The organism is Citrobacter sp. LJND-P06 (assembly GCF_058188415.1).
This window is the reverse complement of the sequence record NZ_CP187317.1, coordinates 1411563-1435148: the sequence shown is the minus strand read 5'-3', so window position 1 is coordinate 1435148 and position 23586 is coordinate 1411563. Positions and strand designations below refer to the sequence as shown.

Below are 23586 nucleotides of genomic sequence, written 5' to 3'. Positions count from 1 at the left end.
TTTGGGGTGGCGCGTTACTCGAAGTCACCTTCAACTATCAGAGAGTCGTCTCCCCCTTCCGGGGTAAACTGCGCGTACTGCCAGGGATTCTGATAGCTGTCCATCGCCTGGTAGATAATCTGTGCGAGTTCATTTTGGCTGGCCGGGTCGCGACACAGTAAGTATTCCGTGTCAGGCAACGGCGGTAGTCCATCCACACCGCTCAGCACGCGCAGATCGGGACTCATCATCTCGACTGGACGCGCAGTTATCCCTAATCCCGCCTTCACCGCCGCACGAACTGCGGGTAGTGTCGACGCAACATACGCCAGACGCCACGGGATGTTCGCCGCATTTAATGTTGCCAGCACAATGTCACGAAACGGGCTGGGATCATCGAGCAACACTAACGGAATCGGCTCGCCTTTTTGCAGCACATACTCTGCGGCACAGTACCAGTGAGTAGGTGATGTGCGCAGATTAAGGCAGTCGAAAGCGCCGGGTCGATTAGTGGTCACAATCAGATCGACTTCCTGCGACTTCAGCATATCGACCATAAAGGCGTTACGCTTCACCCTGACGTCCAGCGCAAGTTTCGGATAAACCGAACTGATGCGATTGAGTAAAAAAGGCAGTATCGTATCGGCAGATTCATCGGAAGCGCCGATTGTTAATACCCCCTGAAGATTACTGAACATTAATGATGAACAAGCTTCATCATTAAAACGCAGAATTTTTCGCGCATATCCCAGAAGTTGGATACCGTGTTCAGTCAAAAGCTTGTTACGACCATGTCGGGCGAACAATTCTTTTCCAACGAGCTGCTCAAGGCGTTGCATTTGCTGACTGACCGCAGACTGCGTACGGCATACAGCCGCAGCCGCAGCCGCGAAGGTGTTCAGATCCGCAACAGCAACAAACGTTCTCAGCAGATCGAGGTCGAGATTAATGATCGGACGATTTGCATTTATCATAATTTTTCACTTACTGGCGGCTCATACTGAGCTGAGCGGGCTAATGCTGTGTATTCGGAAACAAACAACTCCATTTGTAATGTCCCTCCCTGGCAGTATCACTCGGGTGTCACTGAGCGAAGTTAGAGTGAATATCACGTTGCTGACAACATGACTCCTCTCTCCGGTATATACTAAAATATATATCGTTAAAAAGCGTCTTATCTATTAGATGCTGGTAGTTTCTTGCTAATGTTAAACGTGTAAGCATGGTAAATGTAAGAATAGTTAACGTACTCTCGCAAACACAAAAAAAGCAAGTTGCGCAATGAGTTAGTTATAAACGCATCTCTTGGCGAATAGCAGACATCATAACCTTAGCGCCATTTTCCATGCTTATCTTAACCTAAAACCGCATTATTTATAAGCCTTAATGCGATTAATCTGATGCAAAGTTATGTTATGGTGATCAAAGTATTCTTTATTATTAATGTCTTCGGTAAATGCTTTTTAAATATTAAATAATAATTAATTAATAAACATAGTATTCATTAATCCTACTTAACAATAAATTTACACCCTCAAGCCCACCGAACATGTTTATAACAGTCACGTGCTGTAAGCTTTCAGTATTTACGAATTATTTACCTGCTGGCGGCCTGCAGAGAACGTGAACCGACGCAAAAATAGATTATTTTTTAGCAAAATAAAACACCAAATCATGGGTAATTGTAACGAATAATATTCCACAAAATTGATATCACAACAAATATAAAACTAACAAATCGGCGAGAATAAAGTCATTCACAGCACATTCATGCACCGCCCGCGGGCAAAATCTTCTACTGCAGACCCTTCAAAACTCACCGTCGTGGGAGTACATTGTTCCGTGCTGACTTCCACGGCAGGGAGTGGCAATAACAGCTAAAAGGTCAAGATTCATGTCCCCTATTGAAAAATCCAGCAAATTAGATAACGTCTGTTATGACATCCGCGGCCCTGTTCTGAAAGAAGCAAAACGTCTGGAAGAAGAAGGCAATAAAGTTCTGAAACTGAACATTGGCAATCCCGCGCCTTTTGGGTTTGAAGCGCCTGATGAGATTCTGGTTGATGTCATCCGTAATTTGCCCACAGCGCAAGGATATTGCGACTCAAAAGGTCTCTATTCTGCCCGTAAAGCAATCATGCAGCATTACCAGGCTCGCGGAATACGCGATGTCACCGTAGAAGATATCTATATTGGTAACGGCGTATCTGAGCTTATCGTTCAGGCGATGCAAGCGTTGCTGAACAGCGGGGATGAAATGCTGGTGCCAGCGCCAGACTACCCGTTGTGGACGGCAGCCGTTTCGCTTTCAAGTGGCAAAGCGGTACATTACCTTTGTGATGAATCTTCTGACTGGTTCCCTGATCTTGATGATATCCGCGCCAAAATTACTCCGCGCACCCGTGGTATTGTCATCATCAACCCCAACAACCCCACCGGCGCCGTTTATTCCAAAGAGCTGCTGATGGAAATTGTTGAGATTGCTCGCCAGCATAATCTCATCATTTTTGCCGACGAAATTTACGACAAAATTCTCTACGATGACGCTGAGCACCATTCCATCGCCGCGCTGGCGCCGGATCTGCTGACGATCACCTTTAACGGCTTGTCCAAGACCTATCGTGTAGCGGGGTTCCGTCAGGGCTGGATGGTTCTGAACGGGCCGAAGAAACATGCAAAAGGCTATATCGAAGGCCTGGAGATGCTGGCATCAATGCGTCTGTGTGCAAACGTGCCGGCGCAACACGCTATTCAAACCGCATTAGGCGGATACCAGAGCATTAGTGAATTTATCATGCCGGGCGGACGCCTTTATGAACAGCGTAACCGCGCATGGGAATTGATTAATGATATTCCCGGTGTTTCCTGCGTGAAACCACGTGGCGCGCTGTATATGTTCCCGAAAATTGATGCAAAACGCTTTAATATTCATGACGACCAGAAAATGGTGCTCGATTTCCTGTTACAGGAAAAAGTGCTGCTGGTTCAGGGAAGCGCATTCAACTGGCCATGGCCGGATCACTTCCGCATCGTGACGCTGCCACGTATTGACGACATTGAGTTGTCGCTCAGTAAATTTGAGCGTTTCCTGTCGGGTTATCACCAGGCTTAAGGCCACTGTCTGAAATTGGCTGCCGGTGTACTCTAAATAATTCGAGTTGCAGGAAGATGAAGTGACTGGGGTGAATGACAAATCTGTCTGGAACAGATTTGAACGTCGCGGAGCGACGGCCCGGAAGGGCGAGTCTCATGGATGAGACGAGTAACTCGAAAGCCAACGCACATGCAACTTGAAGTATGACGAGTATATTTGCATCCGGCCGCCATCTCTGCGCAAAATGACCTAAAGCTTGTCATGATGAAAAGGTCACTATGAAGCAGAGCCATTTTTTTGCCCATCTCTCCCGCCTCAAACTCATTAACCGCTGGCCGCTGATGCGTAATGTACGCACGGAAAACGTCTCCGAACACAGCTTACAGGTTGCCATGGTCGCTCATGCGCTGGCCGCCATTAAAAACCGTAAATTTGCAGGTCAGGTCAATGCAGAACGTATTGCTCTGTTGGCAATGTATCACGATGCCTCTGAGGTTCTGACGGGCGATCTGCCTACCCCGGTCAAATACTTTAACTCGCAAATCGCGCAGGAATACAAAGCCATTGAGAAAATCGCGCAGCAGAAACTGGTCGATATGGTGCCTGAGGAACTGCGTGATATTTTCGCGCCGCTGATTGATGAGCAAACCTACAGCGAAGAAGAAAAATCGATTGTTAAACAGGCCGATGCGCTGTGCGCTTATCTGAAGTGTCTGGAAGAGTTGTCTGCGGGCAACCATGAATTTTTGCTGGCAAAAGCGCGTCTGGAAAAAACGCTGGAATCGCGCCGTAGCGAAGAGATGGACTATTTTATGGAGGTGTTCGTGCCAAGCTTCCACTTATCTCTGGATGAGATTAGCCAGGATTCTCCGCTATAACCGTTGCCGGATGACGCCAGCGCCATCCGGCAACGCGACACAACATCAGAACGGAAACAGCATCGGTATCATTATCACACAGACCACCATCACGATGACGGTGAACGGCACACCCAGCTTCACAAAGTCGCTAAAGCTGTAGTTCCCCGGCCCCAGAACCAGCGTATTGACCGGTGACGATACGGGCGTCATGAAGGCCGCCGATGCCGCCATCGCAATTACCATAGCAAAAGGATACGGCGAAACGCCCATAGACTTCGCCGCCGCCAGCGCAATGGGTGCCATCAGCACTGCCGTCGCGGTATTAGAAATAAATAATCCGATACTGGCACACATAACAAACAAGCAGGCCAGCATCATATACGGGCCGTACCCGCCCCCAACGTCCATCAATCCTTTTACCACCAGATCGACACCGCCGGTTTTTTGCAGCGCCAGCGCAAAAGGCATCATGCCGACAATCAGGATGATGCTCGGCCAGTGAATGGATTTATAGGCGCTTTCTGCGTCAATGCAGCGGAACTTACCCATCAACAGACAGGCGACAATGGCGGCGACAGGGTTAGGGATTTCATCTGTCAGCATCAACGCCACCATCAGCACCAGACAAAAAATCGCATGTGGCGCCTGGCTGTGCGCCGGCGAAGCCTCGCTGACCTCCTCTGGCATATTGAGCACCACAAAGTCACGGCCCTGTTGCGCCAGCAGGCTTATCTGTTTCCAGTTTCCCACCACCAGAATAATATCGCCCATCAGCAACGGTTCATCGACCACGGCGCCTTCCATCGCAACACCATCACGTTTCAGACCCACAATGTTCAGCCCGTGGCGTGTACGAAAGGCGATTTCCCGAACCGACTTGCCAATTAACTCTGATTCAGGGATCAGCGAAATCTCTGCCATCCCGACATCCAGCGCCTGATCGGAAAAATATTCCCCACGCAGCACCATCGGCTCCAGTAATTGCTCGCTGCAAAACTGACGAAGATCTACTTCGGCTGCCGACATATCGATCAGTAACACGTCGCGGGCGCGAAATTCCGACACACCATTAACATTGACGATCACTCGCCGAAAACGCCGCCAGCGCTCCACGCCAATGACGTTTGCGCCGTAGCGCTCGCGCAATTTCAGGTCATCCAGACGCTGGCCCACCAGCGGAGAACCCGGACGAATAGCAAGACGACGAGCGCGTCCTGTCAGGCGATACTCTTTGATTAAATCGCGGAAGGTACGCCGTTTCCACCCTTCACGATGCTGCCCCGGCGTCTCACTTTTGAGCATGAAGCGCATCAGCAGCATATAGATTATCCCAAGTACCAGAACCACCAGTCCTATCGGCGTAACGCTAAAGAAGCTAAAACCGTGTAACCCTTCGCGCAGCAATTCGCTGTTGACGACCAGGTTAGGGGGGGTGGCGACCAGGGTCATCATCCCACTGATAAGTCCGGCAAAACTGAGCGGCATCATCAGACGCGAAGGCGACGTCTGCATACGCATTGACACGCTTAATACCACGGGAATGAAGATAGCAACGACGCCTGTTGAGCTCATAAACGCGCCCAGACCGGCAACGGTAATCATCAGCAGCACCAGCATTTTAATTTCACTGCTACCGGCCATTTTTACCAGCCAGGTTCCCATGATGCTCGCCACGCCAGTGCGCACCAGACCATCACCGATAATAAATAAGGCGGCAATCAGGATAACGTTAGGATCGCTAAACCCCGAAAACGCCTCCGTAATGCTCAGCGTTCCACTCAGAATAAACGCCACGATGACCAGCAAAGCAACCGCGTCCATACGCACTTTGCCCGTCGCAAACAGGATAACGGCGAACGCCAGTAAGGAGAGAACCCATATCAATTCACCGTTCACAACATATCCTTGTGTAATGAGGGGTATAGATTGATTCTGCCATAAAAAAGCCCCGATTGAGCGGGGCTAAATCATGATCAGGTATGTCTGAGAACCACGACATTTCCGTTGGGTTGTTTGGTCACGGAAATCTGTTCAAGACTCTGCAGGGAAAAATCAACTTCATCGAGGCGAGTGGCCGTTTCTGGCGCATTCACCGCAATAACATGACATCCCGCGGCCAGGCCGGAAAGGATCCCGGCAGGCGCATCTTCAACCACGGTACATTCGTGCGGCGAAAGTCCGATCAACTGAGCGCCCAGCAGGTAGGCATCCGGTTCCGGCTTGCCTCTTTTTACCCGTTCGGCCGTGACAAAGACTTCCGGGACAGGAAGTCCCGCCGCCTTATGCCGGGCACGGGCGACCGGCATGGAGCCGGATGTGACAATCGCCCAGGGGATCCCGGCTTTATTGAGGTGATTCAGCAATGCAATCGCACCAGGCAGAGCGACGATTCCGGCGGTATCAGTGGCCTCTATTTGTTCCAGACGCGAGAATTCGGCCGCAATCTCCGATTCAGACTTGCCCGCCATAAAGTGTCTTAGCGAGGTGATCGCCTGTTTGCCGTGTATAAAGCCCAGCACGTCATCGTGATTGAGCCCAAAACGATCGGCCCAGTTGCACCACGCTCGCTCTACGGCGGGCAATGAGTCGACCAGCGTTCCATCCAGATCAAACAGAAAACCTTTGCACTGCACACTGACCCCCTCAGGCATTAATGATTTGATTAATTTCATTCGCGCTCAGGTGATACTGACGTGGGCAAGAATGCCAGACATTCAGCATACGTTGATACTTCTCCCACATCGGCGTCTGAGCATTAAAACCATGCGTGCCCGCATCAAAATGAGTATAGCGCCCTTCCACATTCACCATAAAGCGAACATAGCCGAGGTAACGCGCTTCCGTTGCCGCGTCAAAACCCAGGAACGTGACACGACGTTCATCAATAGATTGCGCGTCTTTCAGGTTAGTCCAGGAAACGTGGAGTGCGTGATACATTTCCATAATATCGATCACCGTGCGGCAGGTTTCTTCGGTCAACTCACCAAACTCACGATCCAGCTCACGCATTTGCAAACCATAACCACGTTCAATGATCGTCTGTATACGGCGATAGCGTTCGGCGTTGCTCGGGTCGAGCATGGTCATCATTTTGTACTGGTTAGACAAAATAAGACGTTGAGCGTTAGTCATTTCCATTTTGGGACTCCTGTATCACTTCTACTACGGTGAAAAAAAAAGAAGGCATCATATGCCTTCTTTTATATGCGTAATCAGGGGTCAATTACAAATCATCAAGGAAAGTTTTATCCAGTTGTTTGAAGGCGCGCTTAAGCGTGTCAGCTAATGCCTGGTAATCAGGCTTACCTTCTACCGGCGCCAGCGCCTGTCCGGCCTCCTGCAATTTACTGCGAACCTCATAAAACCAACTCAAAATTGTGGGGGGCAGTGGTGTTACGGAGCGTTTACCCAACCACCATAACCCCTGCATCGGCAAACTGAGTGCGAAAAGAGCGGTCGCTACAGCAGGGCCGAGCTGCCCTCCCAGCGCAATTTGCCAGCACAGCGTAAACACAGCAATGGGCGGCATAAAGCGAATGGCATAACGCGTCATCCGGATCACGCGATTCTCGACAAAAACGGGTGCGAGTCGCTTTTCCATTGGCCACGTCTTTGCGTAGAGCTGCCCCCGGCGAAACAAACTAAAAAAATTTACGGAGCGATTATCCGGTGTCGACATGGCTTTACCTCAACTTCACATACAAAAATTAAAATATTTGTGCAAAACAACAACTGCATGGGACAACGTTCAAAACATTTTGTCTTCGATACCCACTATCGGGTATCCTGTGTCGGCCTGTATGGTCAGTAGTACAAAATTATTGAGTCGTCAAATTGACATACAGTATGCCATTGGCTGAAAAATACGCAAAATGGCATAGACTCAAAGGTATTTCTTCCATCATGCAAAAAAGATAATTGAGCATGATGTTAATCATAAATGTCAGCGTCATCATGCGCTACGCTCTATGGCTCACTGACGTTTTTTTAGCCACGTATCATAAATAGGTACTTCCATGTCGAGTAAGTTAGTACTGGTTCTGAACTGCGGTAGCTCCTCACTGAAATTTGCAATCATCGATGCAGTTAATGGTGAAGAGTACCTTTCTGGTTTAGCCGAATGTTTCCATCTCCCAGAAGCACGTATCAAATGGAAAATGGACGGCGGTAAACAAGAAGCGGCTTTAGGTGCAGGCGCCGCTCACAGTGAAGCGCTGAACTTTATCGTTAATACTATTCTGGCACAAAAACCAGAACTGTCTGCGCAGCTGACTGCTATTGGTCATCGTATCGTACACGGCGGTGAGAAGTATACCAGCTCCGTGGTTATTGATGACTCCGTTATTCAGGGCATCAAAGACTCTGCCTCTTTCGCACCGCTGCATAACCCGGCTCATTTGATCGGTATCGCAGAAGCGCTGAAATCCTTCCCGAATCTGAAAGACAAGAACGTTGCTGTGTTTGACACCGCGTTCCATCAGACTATGCCGGAAGAATCTTACCTCTATGCCCTGCCGTACAGCCTGTACAAAGAGCACGGCGTTCGTCGTTACGGCGCACACGGCACCAGCCACTTCTTCGTTACTCAGGAAGCGGCAAAAATGCTGAACAAACCGGTTGAAGAACTGAACATCATCACTTGCCACCTGGGCAACGGTGGTTCTGTTTCTGCTATCCGTAATGGTCAATGTGTCGATACTTCTATGGGTCTGACCCCGCTGGAAGGTCTGGTAATGGGTACCCGTTCCGGTGATATCGACCCGGCGATTATCTTCCACCTGCACGACACCCTGGGCATGAGCGTTGACGCCATCAACAAAATGCTGACCAAAGAGTCTGGCCTGCTGGGTCTGACCGAAGTCACCAGCGACTGCCGCTACGTTGAAGACAACTACACCACCAAAGAAGACGCTAAACGTGCAATGGACGTTTACTGCCACCGTCTGGCGAAATACATCGGCTCTTACACTGCGCTGATGGATGGTCGTCTGGACGCAGTTGTCTTCACCGGTGGTATCGGTGAAAACGCCGCGATGGTTCGCGAACTGTCCCTGGGCAAACTGGGCGTGCTGGGCTTTGAAGTTGATCACGAACGCAACCTGGCTGCCCGTTTCGGCAAATCTGGTTTCATCAATAAAGAAGGTACCCGTCCTGCGGTGGTTATCCCAACCAACGAAGAACTGGTTATCGCGCAAGACGCGAGCCGTCTGACTGCCTGATTTCACACCGCCAGCCCTGCTGGCGGTGCTGTTTTGTAACCCGCTTAAACTGGCGGTAACGAAAGAGGATAAACCGTGTCCCGTATTATTATGCTGATCCCTACCGGAACCAGCGTCGGCCTGACCAGCGTCAGCCTTGGCGTGATCCGTGCTATGGAACGTAAAGGCGTTCGTCTGAGCGTCTTTAAGCCAATCGCTCAACCGCGCGCCGGTGGCGATGCGCCAGACCAGACCACGACCATCTTACGTGCAAACTCTTCTGTGACTGCGGCAGAACCGCTGAACATGAGCCACGTAGAATCTCTGCTCTCCAGCAATCAGAAAGATGTGCTGATGGAAGAGATCATCGCGAACTATCACGCGAACACCAAAGATGCTGAAGTCGTTCTGGTTGAAGGTCTGGTACCGACCCGTAAACATCAGTTTGCTCAGGCTCTGAACTTTGAAATCGCGAAAACGCTGAACGCAGAAATCGTGTTTGTCATGTCTCAGGGTACCGACACGCCAGAACAGCTGAACGAGCGTATTGAACTGACTCGCAGCAGCTTTGGCGGCGCCAAAAACACCAACATTACTGGCGTTATCGTTAACAAGCTGAATGCACCTGTTGACGAACAAGGCCGTACTCGCCCGGATCTGTCTGAGATTTTTGACGACTCTTCCAAAGCGAAAGTGGTTAAAGTTGATCCGGCTAAACTGCAAGAATCCAGCCCGCTGCCGGTTCTTGGCGCAGTGCCATGGAGCTTCGACCTGATCGCAACGCGTGCAATCGACATGGCGCGTCATCTGAACGCTACCGTGGTTAACGAAGGCGATATCAACACGCGTCGCGTGAAGTCTGTCACTTTCTGTGCGCGCAGCATTCCGCACATGCTGGAACACTTCCGCGCAGGTTCTCTGCTGGTGACTTCCGCTGACCGTCCGGACGTGCTGGTTGCAGCATGCCTGGCCGCAATGAACGGCGTAGAAATCGGCGCCCTGCTGCTGACTGGCGGCTACGAAATGGACGCGCGCATCACCAAACTGTGCGAACGTGCTTTCGAAACTGGCCTGCCGGTATTCATGGTGAACACCAACACCTGGCAGACCTCCCTGAGCCTGCAGAGCTTCAACCTGGAAGTACCGGTTGACGATCACGAGCGCATCGAGAAAGTTCAGGAATACGTGGCTAACTACATCAACGCTGACTGGATCGAGTCTCTGACTGCGACCTCTGAGCGTAGCCGTCGTCTGTCTCCGCCTGCATTCCGCTACCAGTTGACCGAACTGGCGCGTAAAGCCGGTAAACGTGTTGTTCTGCCGGAAGGCGATGAACCGCGTACCGTAAAAGCTGCCGCCATCTGTGCTGAACGTGGTATCGCTACCTGCGTACTGCTGGGTAACCCGGATGAAATCACCCGCGTTGCCGCCTCTCAGGGCGTTGAACTGGGCGCTGGCGTAGAAATCGTTGACCCGGATGTGGTTCGCGAAAGCTATGTAGCTCGCCTGGTCGAACTGCGTAAAAACAAAGGTATGACCGAAACTGTTGCCCGCGAACAGCTGGAAGACAACGTGGTTCTCGGTACCCTGATGCTGGAACAGGATGATGTTGACGGTCTGGTTTCCGGTGCCGTTCACACCACCGCGAACACCATTCGTCCGCCGCTGCAGCTGATCAAAACTGCGCCGGGTAGCTCCCTGGTGTCTTCTGTGTTCTTCATGCTGCTGCCAGAACAGGTTTACGTTTACGGCGACTGCGCGATCAACCCGGATCCGACCGCAGAACAACTGGCAGAGATCGCGATTCAGTCTGCTGACTCCGCGACCGCGTTCGGTATCGAACCGCGCGTGGCAATGCTCTCCTACTCCACCGGCACCTCTGGCGCGGGTAGCGATGTAGAGAAAGTACGCGAAGCGACTCGTCTGGCGCAGGAAAAACGTCCTGACCTGATGATCGATGGTCCGCTGCAGTATGACGCCGCAGTTATGGCTGATGTTGCGAAGTCCAAAGCACCGAACTCTCCGGTTGCGGGTCGCGCTACCGTGTTCATCTTCCCGGATCTGAACACCGGTAACACCACCTACAAAGCGGTACAGCGTTCTGCCGACCTGATCTCCATCGGGCCGATGCTGCAGGGTATGCGCAAGCCGGTGAACGACCTGTCCCGTGGCGCGCTGGTTGACGATATCGTCTACACCATCGCTCTGACCGCGATCCAGTCTTCACAGCAACAGCAGTAAGGTTTTGCCGGATGGCGCTTCGCTTATCCGGCCTGCAAAACCGTAGGCCCGGTAAGCGTTAGCGCCGCCGGGCAACAAAAAGGGGCGACCATCTGGTCGCCCCTTTTATTTACAGCAGTTCCTTCGCCGCCTTCACTATTTCATCAGCCGTCAGGCCATACTCTTTTTGCAGGAAATCCTGCGTCCCGACCTGGCCATAACGCTCCTTCACCCCCACACGACGCATCGGCACCGGACAGGTTTCCACCAATACTTCCGCGACAGCAGACCCCAGCCCGTTGTGAATACTGTGGTTTTCACAGGTCACAATGCGCCCGGTTTTCTCGGCGTAGTTTTTCACCAGCATCCGGTCGATTGGCTTCAGGGTAAACATATCGATGACTGCCGCGCTGACCCCCTCTTGCTCCAGTTGATACGCCGCCTCCAGCGCTTCCGCCACCATGATGCCGTTGGCAATCAGGGTGATATCACTCCCCTCACGCAGCACGTTGCCCTTGCCAATCGTAAAGGTCGAACCCGGTGCATAGACGCTCGAGGCCTGTTTGCGGATCGTACGTACCCAGTAAAAGCCTTCAAGGTCGATGAGCTGGCGCAGTACATCCTCAAACATCACTGCGTCGGTGACTTCCAGCACCACGGAATTCGCCAGCCCACGCACAATGCCCATATCCTCAAATGACATGTGCGTGCCACCGTTGTGACAGGCCGTCACGCCGGCATCCGAGGCAATCACCTTGACGTTGTTGCGTTGATAATCGAGCGACATAAACAGTTGGTCGAAGCAGCGACGGCTGGCAAAGGCGGTGAAGGTGTGCACGAACGGTTTGCGCCCGGTGAGCGACAGCCCTGCCGCCGTTCCAATCACGTTAGCCTCCATAATGCCGCAGTTAATCACGTGCTGCGGATAATCGCGCGCCACTCCGTCCATCGCCATCGAACTCATCAGATCCGCCTCGAGCGCAATGATGGCACTTCCGGCCTCTATCTGTTTCGCCACAAAACCGGCGTAGACTTTACGCATCTCAACAGAATCTTTCTGTCCTGCAGGAGCAACCTTAATCATGTGAAGCCTCCAGTTGGCGAATCGTCTCGGTAAGCGCCGCTTTGCTCTCCCTGGTCAAACGCAGGTGGTGCGAGTTGCTAAGCTGTTCCAGGTACGGTACGCCCTGTCCTTTGATGCTGTCGAGGATCACCACCCGCGGACGCGCATCGGCAGCCGGAACCCGCGACGTAACCTCCAGCAGCGTCGGAATGTCGTCCCCTTTTACCGTCACCACGTCATACCCAAAGGCGCGGAATTTCCCTTCAAGGTCGAACGCACTGATGATGTCGTCCAGCTTGCCGTCGAGCTGCTGTTTGTTCCAGTCCACAAATACCGTCAGGTTATTGAGGCAATGGTGGGCAATAAACTGAAACGCTTCCCAGCACTGGCCTTCGTTCAGCTCGCCGTCACCGACAATACAAAACACCCGATTTGGCCTTCCTGCCAGCTTGTGCGATAACGCCATGCCGCACGCAATCGAGATCCCCTGCCCCAGGGAACCCGTGGTGGCATCCACACCGCGCGTTTTCAGGCGATCCGGGTGGCTTGGCAGACGCGTCCCGTTCTGGTTCAGCGTGCTCAGTTCTTCAACCGGGAAATAGCCCTTAATTGCCAGGGTGCTATAGAGCGCCGGGCCCGCATGTCCTTTCGACAGCACAAAATAGTCGCGCTCGGGCCAGTCTGGATTGGCCGGGTCAATTTTCATGACTGCGCCGTACAATACGGCCAGGGTTTCGACGACCGACATACTGCCGCCATAGTGACCAAACCCCAGCTGCGTCAATGACTTCAGCGTCTCAAGACGAATTTGATGCGCCAGATGGGTTATCTCATTCATGATTTGGCTCCGGTGTTTTCCTGCGCATTACCGCTCGCAGATTTATTTTTAGCGAAGACGTTGTACGCCACCAGCAGTGCGAACACCGCGACAACGAGTCCGGTAATGGCAGGTGGTGACAGGAAGCGGGCCAGGTTGCCCAGCACAATCCCGACGGCGCCGAAGTCGGCGTCTGAGAAGGTGGTATTAGCAAAGCCAATCGCACCGAGTACGGGCAGCAGCAGTACCGGCAGGAAGGTAATCAGCAGACCGTTAGCAAAAGCACCGATCATCGCCCCGCGACGTCCCCCCGTGGCGTTACCGAACACACCCGCCGTTGCGCCGGTGAAGAAGTGTGGGACGACACCCGGCAGGATCAGCACCCAACTGAACTGACCGCAGATAAACAGTCCAACCAGCCCGCCGAGGAAGCTGAACAGGAAGCCAATCAGCACCGCATTCGGCGCATACGGATAGACCACCGGGCAGTCCAGCGCGGGACGCGCGTTTGGCACCAGTTTTTCCGAGAAGCCCGTGAAGGCCGGGACGATTTCTGCCAGAATCAGGCGCACGCCCTGCAGGATGATGAATACTCCCGCCGCAAAGGTGATCCCCATGATGATGGCGTACACCAGGTAGTTCTGGCCGCCGCTGAAGGTCGCTTCAACGTATTCACGCCCTGCGCTCACCGCCATGATCAGGTAGATAATCATCATGGTCAGGGAAATGGAGATGGAGCTGTCGCGCAGGAAACTCAGGTTCTTCGGCAGGTTCATCTCTTCCGTCGAGCGTGAACCTTTGCCAAACTTGCTGCCAATCCAGCCCGACAGCACGTAGCCCAGCGTACCAAAGTGGCCAAAGGCGATATCATCGTTGCCGGTAATGCGCTTCATATAACGCTGCGCAATCGCCGGGAAGAAGGCCATCACCAGACCGAGGATCAACGAGCCGGTAAAGACCAGACCGACTCCCTCAAAGCCCGCTACTGTCAGGATCACCCCAATCATGCACGCCATATAAAACGTGTGGTGTCCGGTCAGGAAGATGTACTTCAGGCGGGTAAAACGAGCGACGATAATATTCGCCACCATACCGAAGGCCATAATCAGCGCGGTTGAGGCACCGTATTTTTCCAGCGCAATCGACACAATGGCTTCATTGTTTGGAATTATGCCCTGGATATTAAAGGCATGTTCAAACATACCGCCTAACGGATTTAATGACCCCACCAGAACCGTGGCGCCACCGCCCAGCACAATAAACCCGAGAATGGTTTTAATGGTGCCTTTCACCACGTCAGAAAACCCTTTTTTCTGCGCGACAAGACCAATTAACGCAATTAACCCGACCAGTACTGAAGGGACTTTTAAAATATCAACAGCGAAATTCAGCGTTTCAAGGATAATCATATCCACCTCGCCTAATCAGAGTTAACGTCTTTCGAACCAGCCGCGCAATTGCGCTTCGAGTTCGTTGATGTCGATGATGTTATTGATAACCACCAGTTGGCTTTCCGGCACGCTGGCGCTGGCGGCAATGTCTTTTGCCATCACAAAAAGGTCAGCCGCACCAGGCGTTGCAGAGGAGAGATCTGAGTGTTCAACCTCGGCCTCTATTTCCAGCTTTTTGAGTACTTTTTTAATATTCATTTCGACCATAAAACTACTGCCCAGACCAGAACCGCAAATAGCCATGATTTTCATTGTTGTCCCCTTTTTTGCGTAGAGTAAGCCCCATCACGCTGGCGCGTAATGTTGTGATTCATCGGATTAAATAATTAAATCAGAAGCGGTCGATAATTGTTTTTATCTCCTCCAGCGTATTCGCCTGATGTAATTTTTCCATATCCTCATCGCTGGAAAATAGCGCTGCGAGTGTGGAAATCATTTCGATATGGCTATGTTTGTCCGGTGCCGCCAGCATCACAATCACATCGACGGGATCAAACTCACCGGCATCAAAAGAGACGCCCTGTTTCAGTTTTAATAATGAGAGGCCGAGTCCTTTCGCCCCTTCTTCTGGCCGCGCATGCGGCATCGCCAGCCCTGGAGCCAGCACATAATACGGCCCTAATTTGTGATGCTGCCCGATAATCGCCGTCACATACTCCGGGGAGATAACGTTCATCTCAAGCAGCGGCCTGGCGCACAGCGCCAGCGCCTGGGGCCAGTTTTCAACGCTATCCTGTAGCGTAATGGTGGTATCGTGTATCCATTTTCTGAGCACTCTGCCCTCCGGCCACAACGCAAAAGATGAGCAAACTTTATTCAACCGCATCGCGGATAGCTGCGATCAAGATCACAAAGATAGCGCTACCAATTTCTAACATCCAAAATTGTGATAGCGCTATCAAATTACAATTCGCACGGGAAATCACAGTAAAAAACGGGATTTAAGGCGTATACTCAAACCTACGTAAAGCGATGGATGACAAGAAAAACGCGTCTGGTCACCAGGAATTTGTATGTCTCTAACCCGAAAACGACGTAGTACCGGCAAAGTGACCATCTCTGATGTTGCCCAGCTTGCCGGAGTGGGGACTATGACGGTGTCCCGCGCATTGCGCACGCCTGAGCAGGTTTCCGATAAACTGCGAGAAAAAATTGAAGCAGCAGTGCAGGAACTGGGGTACATGCCGAATCTGGCCGCCAGCGCCCTGGCATCAGCATCGTCCTGGACGATTGCGATGGTCGTCCCCAATCTCTCCGAATCCGGTTGCTCTGAGATGTTCGCCGGGCTACAGCAGGTACTACAACCTGCCGGATATCAGATCATGCTGGCGGAGTCCCAACACCGTCTTGAACAGGAAGAGAAGCTGCTTGAAACGCTGCTGGCATCGAATATTGCCGCCGCCATTTTGCTCAGCGTCGAACACTCTGACACCGTCCGCCACTGGCTGAAACATGCCTCGATTCCGGTGATGGAAATGGGTGCCGTGCGCGCCGATCCTATCGACATGAATATCGGGATTGATAACGTCGCGGCCATGTATGAACTCACCGAAATGGTGATTCAGCGTGGCTATCAGAATATTGGCCTGCTGTGCGCCAACCAGGAGCAGTGGATTTTCCAGCAGCATTTGCAGGGCTGGTACAAAGCGATGCTTCGCCACCACATGTCGCCAAATCGGGTGATTAACGCCGCCATGCCGCCCAATTTTTCCACCGGGGCTGCACAATTGCCTGAATTCTTGCTGGCGTGGCCGGAGCTGGATGCGCTGGTTTGCGTATCGGATGAACTGGCGTGCGGTGTGCTGTATGAATGCCAGCGTCGGCGTATCAAAGTGCCGGACGATTTGGCCGTCGTGGGTTTTGGCGATAGTGACGTGAGCCGGGTCTGTCAGCCGCCGCTGACGACGATGGCAGTGCCTCATCGTAAAATTGGGATTGAAGCCGGGAAAGCGCTACTGGAACGTCTGAATGACGGAGACTGGCGCGACAATAAACCTATCGCGTCCAGCCTGTGCCTGCGGGAGAGTTGCTGAGGCTTATTCAGCCTCTTCCTCTTTTTCCGGTTTATTCTCCGGTTTCGCAGATTCGTTTTTGGCATTGCGGGTCATCCACAGTGCCAACGCTTTCAGCGAATCTGGCGTAAATTCATCGCAACGTGCGGTGATCTCCTCCGGCGTCAGCCAGCAGACCTCGCTGATTTCGGCTTCCTGAAGCGCAAACGGGCCGTGGGAAACGCAGCTAAACAGAGCGCCCCACACGCGGCAGTGTTTGTCTTCGAAATAGAACTGGCCGTGTTCTGCAAACGGAACGCCTGCAATCCCCAGTTCCTCTTCCGCTTCACGACGGGCAGACTCAAGCAGTTGCTCATCGGCCTGTACCACACCACCCGCAGTGGCATCTAACATACCCGGCAAAAAGTCTTTTGTTTCGGTACGACGCTGAACCAGGATTTTGCCCATGCCATCATGCACAACGATGTATGTTGCACGATGACGTAAACATTGCGCTCGCATTTGTTCGCGGCTGGATTGTGCGATGACTTCGTTGTCTTCATTCACAATATCCACCCATTCAGTACTTGCCAAACGACGCTGTTCCACCATCAGGAAACCTTCTTTATCTAGCGCTCTTACGGCGCGTTTACAATTGTGGGGTAAAGTACGGATTAATTGTCATCTGCGCAATGGTACTTTGATCATTGAGTGCGATAACACGTATAACATTATCATCCAGAATCCCGTAGCTTGCCTTAAAGCCACCTTTCGGGATGCTCACTGAACCTGGATTAAAGTGATATACCTCTCCCCGCTTTTCTGCAACAGGCAGATGGGTATGCCCATACACCAGCACATCTCCGGCATTTAATGCAGGAAGGTTCTCCGGGCCAAAAAGGTGGCCATGCGTCAGAAACAGGCGCTGGTTTTCCATCAGTATCTGCTGCCAGGGCGCTGTCATCGGGAAATGAAGCAGCATTTGATCGACTTCGCTGTCGCAGTTCCCCCGCACGGCAATGATCCGGCTGGCCTGCGTGTTAAGAAGGTCTGCAACCTGAGCAGGCGCATAGCCTTCCGGCAACGCATTGCGCGGGCCGTGGTTCAGCACATCCCCCAGTATCACCAGCCATTGTGCACCGCTTTGAGTAAACAGTTCGAGTACACGTTCTGTGGCGGGTAACGACCCATGAATGTCTGATGCAAACATCAGTTTCATCACTCACTCCTCGTCGTAAATAACCCCTCTATGATACTGGAATACGCAGGGATTTTCAGCCAGAACGCTTAGCAGAAAGCGCGATAAAACGCTGGACAGAAGCGCGCTGCCACTGGAATGCTGCATAATCAGCCAGCGGTTCAGGCACCTCATCACCCTGTAACACCAGACGGTTAATCATTAACGCCAGATCGCTGTCGGCAATACACCATTCACCAAACAAATTCGGTTTACCGTGAGCAAGCAAATTGCCTGCCGTCGCAAACAGTTTCGCCGCGCTGGCGTTTCCCGCCTCGCTGAGAGGGCCTTTTTTCGCGCCAGCAAACACCACATCCGTGGGACGCTCTTCGCGAATCGGCATTAAGTCACTTCGCAGCCACGCCTGGATCTGGCGAGCGCGAGCACGTTTTTGCAGGTCGAGAGGGTAAATGCGCTCCCATTGCGGCGGCGCAAAGCAGTCTTCCAGGTACTCCGCAATGGCCGAAGATTCGCTGAGCTCAAAACCTTCGATCTCCAGCACCGGGACGCGACGGGTGAGCGTATAGCCCTGCCAGGTCGGTTGTAAATGTTCACCGCTGTTCAGATCAACAGTTTTGAGGGTAAAGGGAAGGCCTTTCTCCTGCAGGGCAACGTAGACAGACATCACATAGGGAGAAAAAAAGTTAGCGTCTGACCAGAGCGTTATCGCGGGTTTGCTCATAATATCCTCATTGCTGTTTTGCCGTTATCCCAAAATATAGAGTCTTTTGCGTACTGTCACTTGATGAAAACTCACGTACCGCAAGAGGCTTTCTATACTTGTGTTGGTCAGCCATTTTTTCGAGATGCACGGGAGCTGAAATGATCGACCTCTACTACGCCCCAACCCCCAACGGACACAAAATTACGCTGTTTCTGGAAGAGACCCGCCTTGACTATCGTCTGATCAACGTGGATATCAGTAAAGGTAGTCAGTTCCGCCCCGAATTTTTAGCTATCTCGCCCAATAATAAAATTCCGGCGATTGTTGACCATACGCCTGCAGACGGCGGTGCGCCGTTCAGTGTGTTTGAATCGGGTGAGATCTTGCTGTATCTGGCGGAAAAAACCGGACAATTGCTGAGTGAAAAATTACGCGAGCGCCACACAACGCTGACGTGGCTTTTTTGGCAGGTCGGCGGGCTTGGCCCGATGCTCGGTCAGAATCATCATTTCAACCACTTCGCGCCACAGACGATCCCCTACGCCATTGAACGATATCAGGTTGAGACGCAGCGCCTGTATAACGTGCTGAACAAACGTCTGGAATCGTCCCCGTGGCTGGGGGGCGATCAGTACAGCATTGCCGATATCGCGTGCTGGCCATGGGTAAATGCGCATCTACGGCAACGGATCGATCTCGATATGTTCCCGGCGGTCAATAACTGGTTCGAGCGGATCCGTACGCGCCCCGCGACAGTGCGGGCAATGCAGCACGCGCAATAGACGCGCCCTCGTTCGGGGGAGATAACGCATTCCTATTCTCGTGTATCATGCAGAGGTTCATACATGGAGGAGACCTGCAATGTCACAGTCTGACGCTATTATTCGTATAAAAAATCTTCGCCTGCGCACGTTTATTGGTATCAAAGAAGAAGAGATCAACAACCGCCAGGACATTGTCATCAATGTTGTTATTCATTACCCGGCGGAAAACGCGCGCACCAGCGAAAACATCAGCGATGCGCTGAATTATCGCACCATCACCAAAAGCATCATTGGGCATGTTGAGAGCAACCGCTTCTCATTGTTGGAAAAATTAACTCAGGATGTGCTCGATATCGCACGTGAACATCACTGGGTCACTTATGCTGAAGTAGAGATCGATAAACTACATGCACTGCGTTACGCCGATTCCGTCTCAATGACACTGAGCTGGCGACGCTAAGCGCAGACTTCGGGAGGCGGTATGGAAATAGTGGTAACCGGTGGTACTGGTCTGATTGGACGTCATTTGATCCCCCGTTTGCTGGAATCAGGACATCAGGTGACGGTTGTGACGCGAAACCCTGAAAAGGCACGCCAGATTCTGGACTCCCGGGTCATACTCTGGAAAGGGCTGGAGGATAAGAAAAACCTCAACCATGTTGACGCCGTGATTAACCTCGCCGGGGAACCTATTGCCGACAAACGCTGGACCGAACAGCAAAAGGAACGCTTGTGCCAGAGCCGCTGGAGCATCACGCAAAAGCTGGCTGACTTAATTAACGCCAGCGACACGCCGCCTGCGGTGCTGATCTCCGGTTCCGCCGCGGGTTATTACGGCGATCTGGGTGAAGTGGTGGTAACAGAAGAAGAGCCGCCTCACAACGAGTTTACCCATAAACTTTGTGCGCGCTGGGAGCAGGTAGCCAGTAGCGCGCAAAGTGAAAAAACACGGGTTTGTTTACTGCGAACCGGCGTGGTACTGGCGCCGAAAGGTGGAATTCTGGCGAAAATGGTTCCCTCTTTTCGTATCGGGATGGGGGGGCCTATCGGTACCGGGCGTCAATACCTGGCCTGGATACACATCGATGATATGGTCAACGGTATTCTCTGGTTGCTCAATCACGACTTGCAGGGGCCTTTCAATATGGTTTCGCCGTATCCCGTGCGTAATGAACAATTTGCCCATGCGCTGGGTCATGCGCTGAACCGTCCCGCAATTGTTCGCGTACCGGCTACCGCCATTCGGCTGCTGATGGGGGAATCTTCCGTGCTGGTTCTTGGTGGACAACGCGCGCTTCCCAAACGGCTGGAGGCTTCCGGATTTGCTTTTCGCTGGTACGACTTAGAAGAAGCGCTGGCGGATGTTATCCACTGATCCTCTCCTCTGTTCATCACAATCGTTCCGGTGGTAAGGTGATAAGCCTGACTACCGGAATAACGACTTTATGGCGATCATTACGACATCACGACTTACGCTGTCCCCTTTTCAAGCTTCAGACTGGCTGTTTTTCCTGGCGCTGCGTGAAAACCCGGACATTATGCGTTTTATGGCCAATATCAGCCCGGAAAGAGAAACCCGGCTCCTGTTCGCCCGTCGCCTTGCCGCACAGCATACTTTTGTTATTCGCTGCCAAAAAAACGGCACACCGCTGGGCGATATTGGGTTACAGATAAGCCATCTGCATCCGCAGGAAGCCGACGTCGGCTATACCGTGATCCCACCGGCGCAAGGCAAAGGGATTGCCAGCGAAGCACTCGAGGCCATCTGCCGGTACGCCTTTACCCAAACGGGTGTAAACGCGATTAACGGTTACGTGCTGGCGGATAATACGCCTTCCGTGCGTGTGCTGGAGAAACAGGGATTTATACGTACTCAGGTGCTGGAGAAAGCGTATGAGGTCAATGGCATACGCTACGATGACTGGGTATATCGACTGGAACGTAACCCGGCGTAAACATCGGATGCGCACGCCATAACGCAGGCCCGGTTGGCACAGCGCCACCGGGCACAACGTTACTTCAACGATCCCTTAAGGAACTGCTGCAAGCGGGGACTTTGCGGATTACCAAACAACTGCTCTGGCTCACCTTCTTCTTCTATTTTCCCCTGATGCAGGAAAATCACGTGGGTAGAAACATGGCGAGCAAAGCCCATTTCGTGAGTCACCACGACCATGGTTTTCCCCTCTTCCGCCAGTTGTTGCATAATGCGCAACACTTCGCCTACCAGCTCCGGATCAAGCGCCGAAGTTGGCTCATCAAATAACAGCACTTCTGGCTCCATAGCCAACGCGCGCGCAATAGAGACACGCTGTTGCTGACCACCGGAAAGATGCACCGGGTATTTCCCCTGAGCACGCTCATCAATGCCGACCTTCGCAAGGTACTTCACCGCGCGCTCGCGGGCTTCCTGCTTGCTCAGACCTAACACCTGAATAGGTGCTTCCATGACGTTTTCCAGCACGGTCATGTGACTCCAGAGGTTGAAATGCTGGAACACCATCGTCAGACGCGTACGCAGCAAACGCAGTTGGTTTTTATCCGCCACCTTGAGCTGACCATCGGTGTCCCGAACCAGATTGATGTTCTGTCCGTTGACCACGATTAAACCTTCACTCGGCTTTTCGAGGAAGTTAATACAGCGCAGAAAGGTACTTTTCCCGGAACCGGATGAGCCGATAATGCTGATCACATCCCCGGCATTAGCCTGCAGCGATACCCCTTTCAGCACTTCATGCTCGCCGTAGTGTTTGTGTAAATCGATTACGTTTAATTTATTCTCAGACATCATGTTCTCAGTGCGTCGAAGGTTTTACATGCTGCAACCAGCGTTTTTCCGCTTTGCGGAACAGACTGATCAGGACATACGAAATCATCAAATACAGTACGGCGGCAATACCGAATGCGGTAAATGGCTGGTAAGTTGCCGAGTTGATATCGCGGGCGATTTTCAACAAATCCGGCACCGTCGCCGTAAATGCCAGCGCCGTTGAGTGCAACATTAAAATGACTTCATTGCTGTATGCTGGCAACGCAATTCGCAATGCGGAAGGCAAAATAATACAGCGATACATTTTGAATGATGAGAAGCCATAAGCGCGTGCCGCTTCAATCTCGCCGTGCGGTACCGAGCGAATAGCGCCAGCAAAAATTTCGGTGGTATACGCACAGGTATTCAGCGTAAGCGCCAGTACCGTACAGTTAAGTCCGCTGCGGAAAAACGCATTGAGGAAATCAGTACCTTTAACGATCTCCAGCGTATACATCCCGGAATAGAACACCAGCAGTTGCACATAAAGCGGCGTACCACGAAAAATATAGGTAAACAGCCAGATAGGAAACTGGATGAATTTGTTGCTTGAGACGCGACCGATGGCCATAAACACGGCCAGAATCCCGCCCATCACCACGGAGGAAATCAGCAACCACAAGGTGATCGCCACGCCGGTATAGCGATAACCATCGCTCCAGAGCAGAGATTTCCAGTACTCCTGAATAATGTCGATCACAGGTCAGCCCTCTTCACACCCACAGAGTAGCGACGCTCAAGAAAGAGCAGCACGCCATTCGAGACGGTGGTAAATACCAGATAGATGACCCCACACACCACCGCGAAATAGAACGGTTCCCAGGTGCTTTTACCTGCCAACTGGGTGGCTTTAACCACATCTTCCAGTCCGAGGAGTGAAACCAGCGCCGTGGCCTTGAGGATCACCTGCCAGTTATTGCCAATCCCCGGCAAGGCATAACGCATCATCGCCGGGAACATAATTCTGCGGAAGGTTTGCGAGCTGGTAAAACCGAACGCCGTAGCCGCCTCAATATGCCCTTTGGGCACGGCCATAAACGCCCCACGGAACGTTTCCGTGAAATAGGCGCCGTAAATGAAACCCAGGGTGATAATACCGGCAACCATCGGATCGATATCAATCTGGCCGATCCCTATCGCGTCGGTCACCGCGTTAAGCGCGATTTGCAACCCGTAGAAGATCAGCAGCATTAAGACCAGATCCGGCACCCCACGGATCAGGGTGGTGTATCCTTCGAAGATAAGCCCCATCGAGCGGCTTTGCGATAGCTTTGCCCCCGCGCCGACGAGACCGATGAGAACGGCCAGCACAACTGAGCTGAGAGCCAGCTCCAGCGTAACAATCGCGCCCTGTAAAATAACGCCTGAAAACCCGTACAACATGCTGCCTGTCCTGTCGTGTGTGGTAATGCTTCGCCTCTTTTTTCACCCTCCTGCAT

General features: G+C 52.2%; 25 protein-coding genes. 9 read left to right on the top strand and 16 right to left on the bottom strand.

Annotation, left to right across the window (positions count from 1 at the left end; genetic code table 11):
* Window positions 1-14 precede the first annotated feature (14 nt).
* On the bottom strand, window positions 15-953 hold the full coding sequence (gene lrhA / locus ACO7SM_RS06940; RefSeq protein WP_490470226.1) for a transcriptional regulator LrhA: 939 nt from the start codon (window positions 951-953) through the stop codon (window positions 15-17).
* Window positions 954-1873: 920 nt separating this feature from the next.
* Here lrhA and alaA point away from each other — a divergent pair.
* Window positions 1874-3091: an alanine transaminase AlaA gene (gene alaA / locus ACO7SM_RS06935; RefSeq protein WP_490470225.1), complete on the top strand. Its 1218-nt coding sequence runs from the start codon at window positions 1874-1876 to the stop codon at window positions 3089-3091.
* Between the two features lie 260 nt (window positions 3092-3351).
* Window positions 3352-3951: a 5'-deoxynucleotidase gene (gene yfbR, locus ACO7SM_RS06930; RefSeq protein ID WP_490470224.1), complete on the top strand. Its 600-nt coding sequence runs from the start codon at window positions 3352-3354 to the stop codon at window positions 3949-3951.
* 45 nt (window positions 3952-3996) lie between these two features.
* Here yfbR and ACO7SM_RS06925 read toward each other — a convergent pair whose 3' ends face one another.
* The 4 genes from ACO7SM_RS06925 to yfbV form a co-directional block, all read right to left on the bottom strand.
* Window positions 3997-5829 carry an SLC13 family permease gene (locus ACO7SM_RS06925; RefSeq protein WP_490470223.1) on the bottom strand — a complete coding sequence of 611 codons (1833 nt, stop codon included), beginning with the start codon at window positions 5827-5829 and terminating at the stop codon, window positions 3997-3999.
* 77 nt (window positions 5830-5906) lie between these two features.
* Complete coding sequence (locus tag ACO7SM_RS06920) at window positions 5907-6584, bottom strand: sugar phosphatase (RefSeq protein WP_490470881.1); 678 nt, start codon at window positions 6582-6584, stop codon at window positions 5907-5909.
* A complete protein-coding gene (locus ACO7SM_RS06915; protein WP_162383089.1) occupies window positions 6577-7071 on the bottom strand; it encodes a YfbU family protein in 495 nt (164 codons plus the stop codon). The genes ACO7SM_RS06920 and ACO7SM_RS06915 overlap by 8 nt, the downstream gene beginning before the upstream one ends.
* Window positions 7072-7156: 85 nt before the next feature.
* On the bottom strand, window positions 7157-7612 hold the full coding sequence (gene yfbV / locus ACO7SM_RS06910) for a terminus macrodomain insulation protein YfbV (RefSeq protein WP_490470222.1): 456 nt from the start codon (window positions 7610-7612) through the stop codon (window positions 7157-7159).
* 337 nt (window positions 7613-7949) lie between these two features.
* Between yfbV and ackA the strand changes: the two genes are divergently transcribed.
* Both ackA and pta read left to right on the top strand, forming a co-directional pair.
* The gene (gene ackA, locus ACO7SM_RS06905) at window positions 7950-9152 is read left to right on the top strand and encodes an acetate kinase (protein ID WP_192612905.1); all 1203 of its coding nucleotides are present in this window, start codon (window positions 7950-7952) and stop codon (window positions 9150-9152) included.
* 75 nt (window positions 9153-9227) lie between these two features.
* On the top strand, window positions 9228-11372 hold the full coding sequence (pta, locus tag ACO7SM_RS06900) for a phosphate acetyltransferase (protein ID WP_490470221.1): 2145 nt from the start codon (window positions 9228-9230) through the stop codon (window positions 11370-11372).
* A 109-nt stretch (window positions 11373-11481) separates the two neighbouring features.
* Here the strand turns inward: pta and ACO7SM_RS06895 are convergent, their stop codons facing one another.
* The 5 genes from ACO7SM_RS06895 to ACO7SM_RS06875 form a co-directional block, all read right to left on the bottom strand.
* Window positions 11482-12435, bottom strand: a complete 954-nt coding sequence (locus ACO7SM_RS06895; RefSeq protein WP_490470220.1) for a transketolase family protein — start codon at window positions 12433-12435, stop codon at window positions 11482-11484.
* Window positions 12428-13252: a transketolase gene (locus ACO7SM_RS06890; RefSeq protein WP_490470219.1), complete on the bottom strand. Its 825-nt coding sequence runs from the start codon at window positions 13250-13252 to the stop codon at window positions 12428-12430. Before ACO7SM_RS06890 ends, ACO7SM_RS06895 begins: the two co-directional genes overlap by 8 nt.
* Window positions 13249-14640: a PTS ascorbate transporter subunit IIC gene (locus tag ACO7SM_RS06885; protein ID WP_490470218.1), complete on the bottom strand. Its 1392-nt coding sequence runs from the start codon at window positions 14638-14640 to the stop codon at window positions 13249-13251. The genes ACO7SM_RS06890 and ACO7SM_RS06885 overlap by 4 nt, the downstream gene beginning before the upstream one ends.
* A gap of 21 nt (window positions 14641-14661) precedes the next feature.
* Window positions 14662-14934, bottom strand: coding sequence for a PTS sugar transporter subunit IIB (locus ACO7SM_RS06880; RefSeq protein WP_490470217.1), 273 nt, complete (start codon window positions 14932-14934; stop codon window positions 14662-14664).
* Window positions 14935-15013: 79 nt separating this feature from the next.
* Complete coding sequence (locus ACO7SM_RS06875; RefSeq protein WP_490470216.1) at window positions 15014-15457, bottom strand: PTS sugar transporter subunit IIA; 444 nt, start codon at window positions 15455-15457, stop codon at window positions 15014-15016.
* A 238-nt stretch (window positions 15458-15695) separates the two neighbouring features.
* On the opposite strand from ACO7SM_RS06875, the gene ACO7SM_RS06870 reads away from it, so the two are divergent.
* Complete coding sequence (locus tag ACO7SM_RS06870) at window positions 15696-16715, top strand: LacI family DNA-binding transcriptional regulator (protein WP_490470215.1); 1020 nt, start codon at window positions 15696-15698, stop codon at window positions 16713-16715.
* Window positions 16716-16718: 3 nt separating this feature from the next.
* On the opposite strand, the gene yfcD is transcribed toward ACO7SM_RS06870, so the two are convergent.
* From yfcD to yfcF, 3 genes are read right to left on the bottom strand one after another with little or no spacing between them, the layout of a single operon-like run.
* Entirely contained in the window at window positions 16719-17285 is a 567-nt protein-coding gene (yfcD, locus tag ACO7SM_RS06865) for an NUDIX hydrolase YfcD (RefSeq protein ID WP_490470214.1), read from the bottom strand.
* Between the two features lie 37 nt (window positions 17286-17322).
* On the bottom strand, window positions 17323-17892 hold the full coding sequence (gene yfcE / locus ACO7SM_RS06860; RefSeq protein ID WP_490470213.1) for a phosphodiesterase: 570 nt from the start codon (window positions 17890-17892) through the stop codon (window positions 17323-17325).
* Window positions 17893-17947: 55 nt separating this feature from the next.
* Window positions 17948-18592: a glutathione transferase gene (gene yfcF / locus ACO7SM_RS06855; protein WP_490470212.1), complete on the bottom strand. Its 645-nt coding sequence runs from the start codon at window positions 18590-18592 to the stop codon at window positions 17948-17950.
* 140 nt (window positions 18593-18732) lie between these two features.
* On the opposite strand from yfcF, the gene yfcG reads away from it, so the two are divergent.
* From yfcG to ACO7SM_RS06835, 4 genes are all read left to right on the top strand, one after another.
* Window positions 18733-19356, top strand: coding sequence for a GSH-dependent disulfide bond oxidoreductase (gene yfcG / locus ACO7SM_RS06850; protein WP_490470211.1), 624 nt, complete (start codon window positions 18733-18735; stop codon window positions 19354-19356).
* A gap of 79 nt (window positions 19357-19435) precedes the next feature.
* On the top strand, window positions 19436-19798 hold the full coding sequence (gene folX / locus ACO7SM_RS06845) for a dihydroneopterin triphosphate 2'-epimerase (RefSeq protein WP_490470210.1): 363 nt from the start codon (window positions 19436-19438) through the stop codon (window positions 19796-19798).
* A 21-nt stretch (window positions 19799-19819) separates the two neighbouring features.
* Window positions 19820-20713: a TIGR01777 family oxidoreductase gene (locus ACO7SM_RS06840; protein WP_490470209.1), complete on the top strand. Its 894-nt coding sequence runs from the start codon at window positions 19820-19822 to the stop codon at window positions 20711-20713.
* Between the two features lie 70 nt (window positions 20714-20783).
* Window positions 20784-21293, top strand: a complete 510-nt coding sequence (locus ACO7SM_RS06835; protein WP_490470208.1) for a GNAT family N-acetyltransferase — start codon at window positions 20784-20786, stop codon at window positions 21291-21293.
* 59 nt (window positions 21294-21352) lie between these two features.
* Here the strand turns inward: ACO7SM_RS06835 and hisP are convergent, their stop codons facing one another.
* Genes hisP through ACO7SM_RS06820 form a run of 3 tightly spaced genes read right to left on the bottom strand, consistent with a single transcriptional unit; the run spans window position 21353 to window position 23530 of the window.
* Window positions 21353-22126 (bottom strand): histidine ABC transporter ATP-binding protein HisP, encoded by a 774-nt coding sequence (hisP, locus tag ACO7SM_RS06830; RefSeq protein ID WP_192612914.1) that lies wholly within the window; start codon window positions 22124-22126, stop codon window positions 21353-21355.
* A 7-nt stretch (window positions 22127-22133) separates the two neighbouring features.
* Window positions 22134-22847, bottom strand: a complete 714-nt coding sequence (hisM, locus tag ACO7SM_RS06825) for a histidine ABC transporter permease HisM (protein ID WP_490470207.1) — start codon at window positions 22845-22847, stop codon at window positions 22134-22136.
* The gene (locus ACO7SM_RS06820; protein WP_162383101.1) at window positions 22844-23530 is read right to left on the bottom strand and encodes a histidine ABC transporter permease HisQ; all 687 of its coding nucleotides are present in this window, start codon (window positions 23528-23530) and stop codon (window positions 22844-22846) included. Before ACO7SM_RS06820 ends, hisM begins: the two co-directional genes overlap by 4 nt.
* Window positions 23531-23586 lie beyond the last annotated feature (56 nt).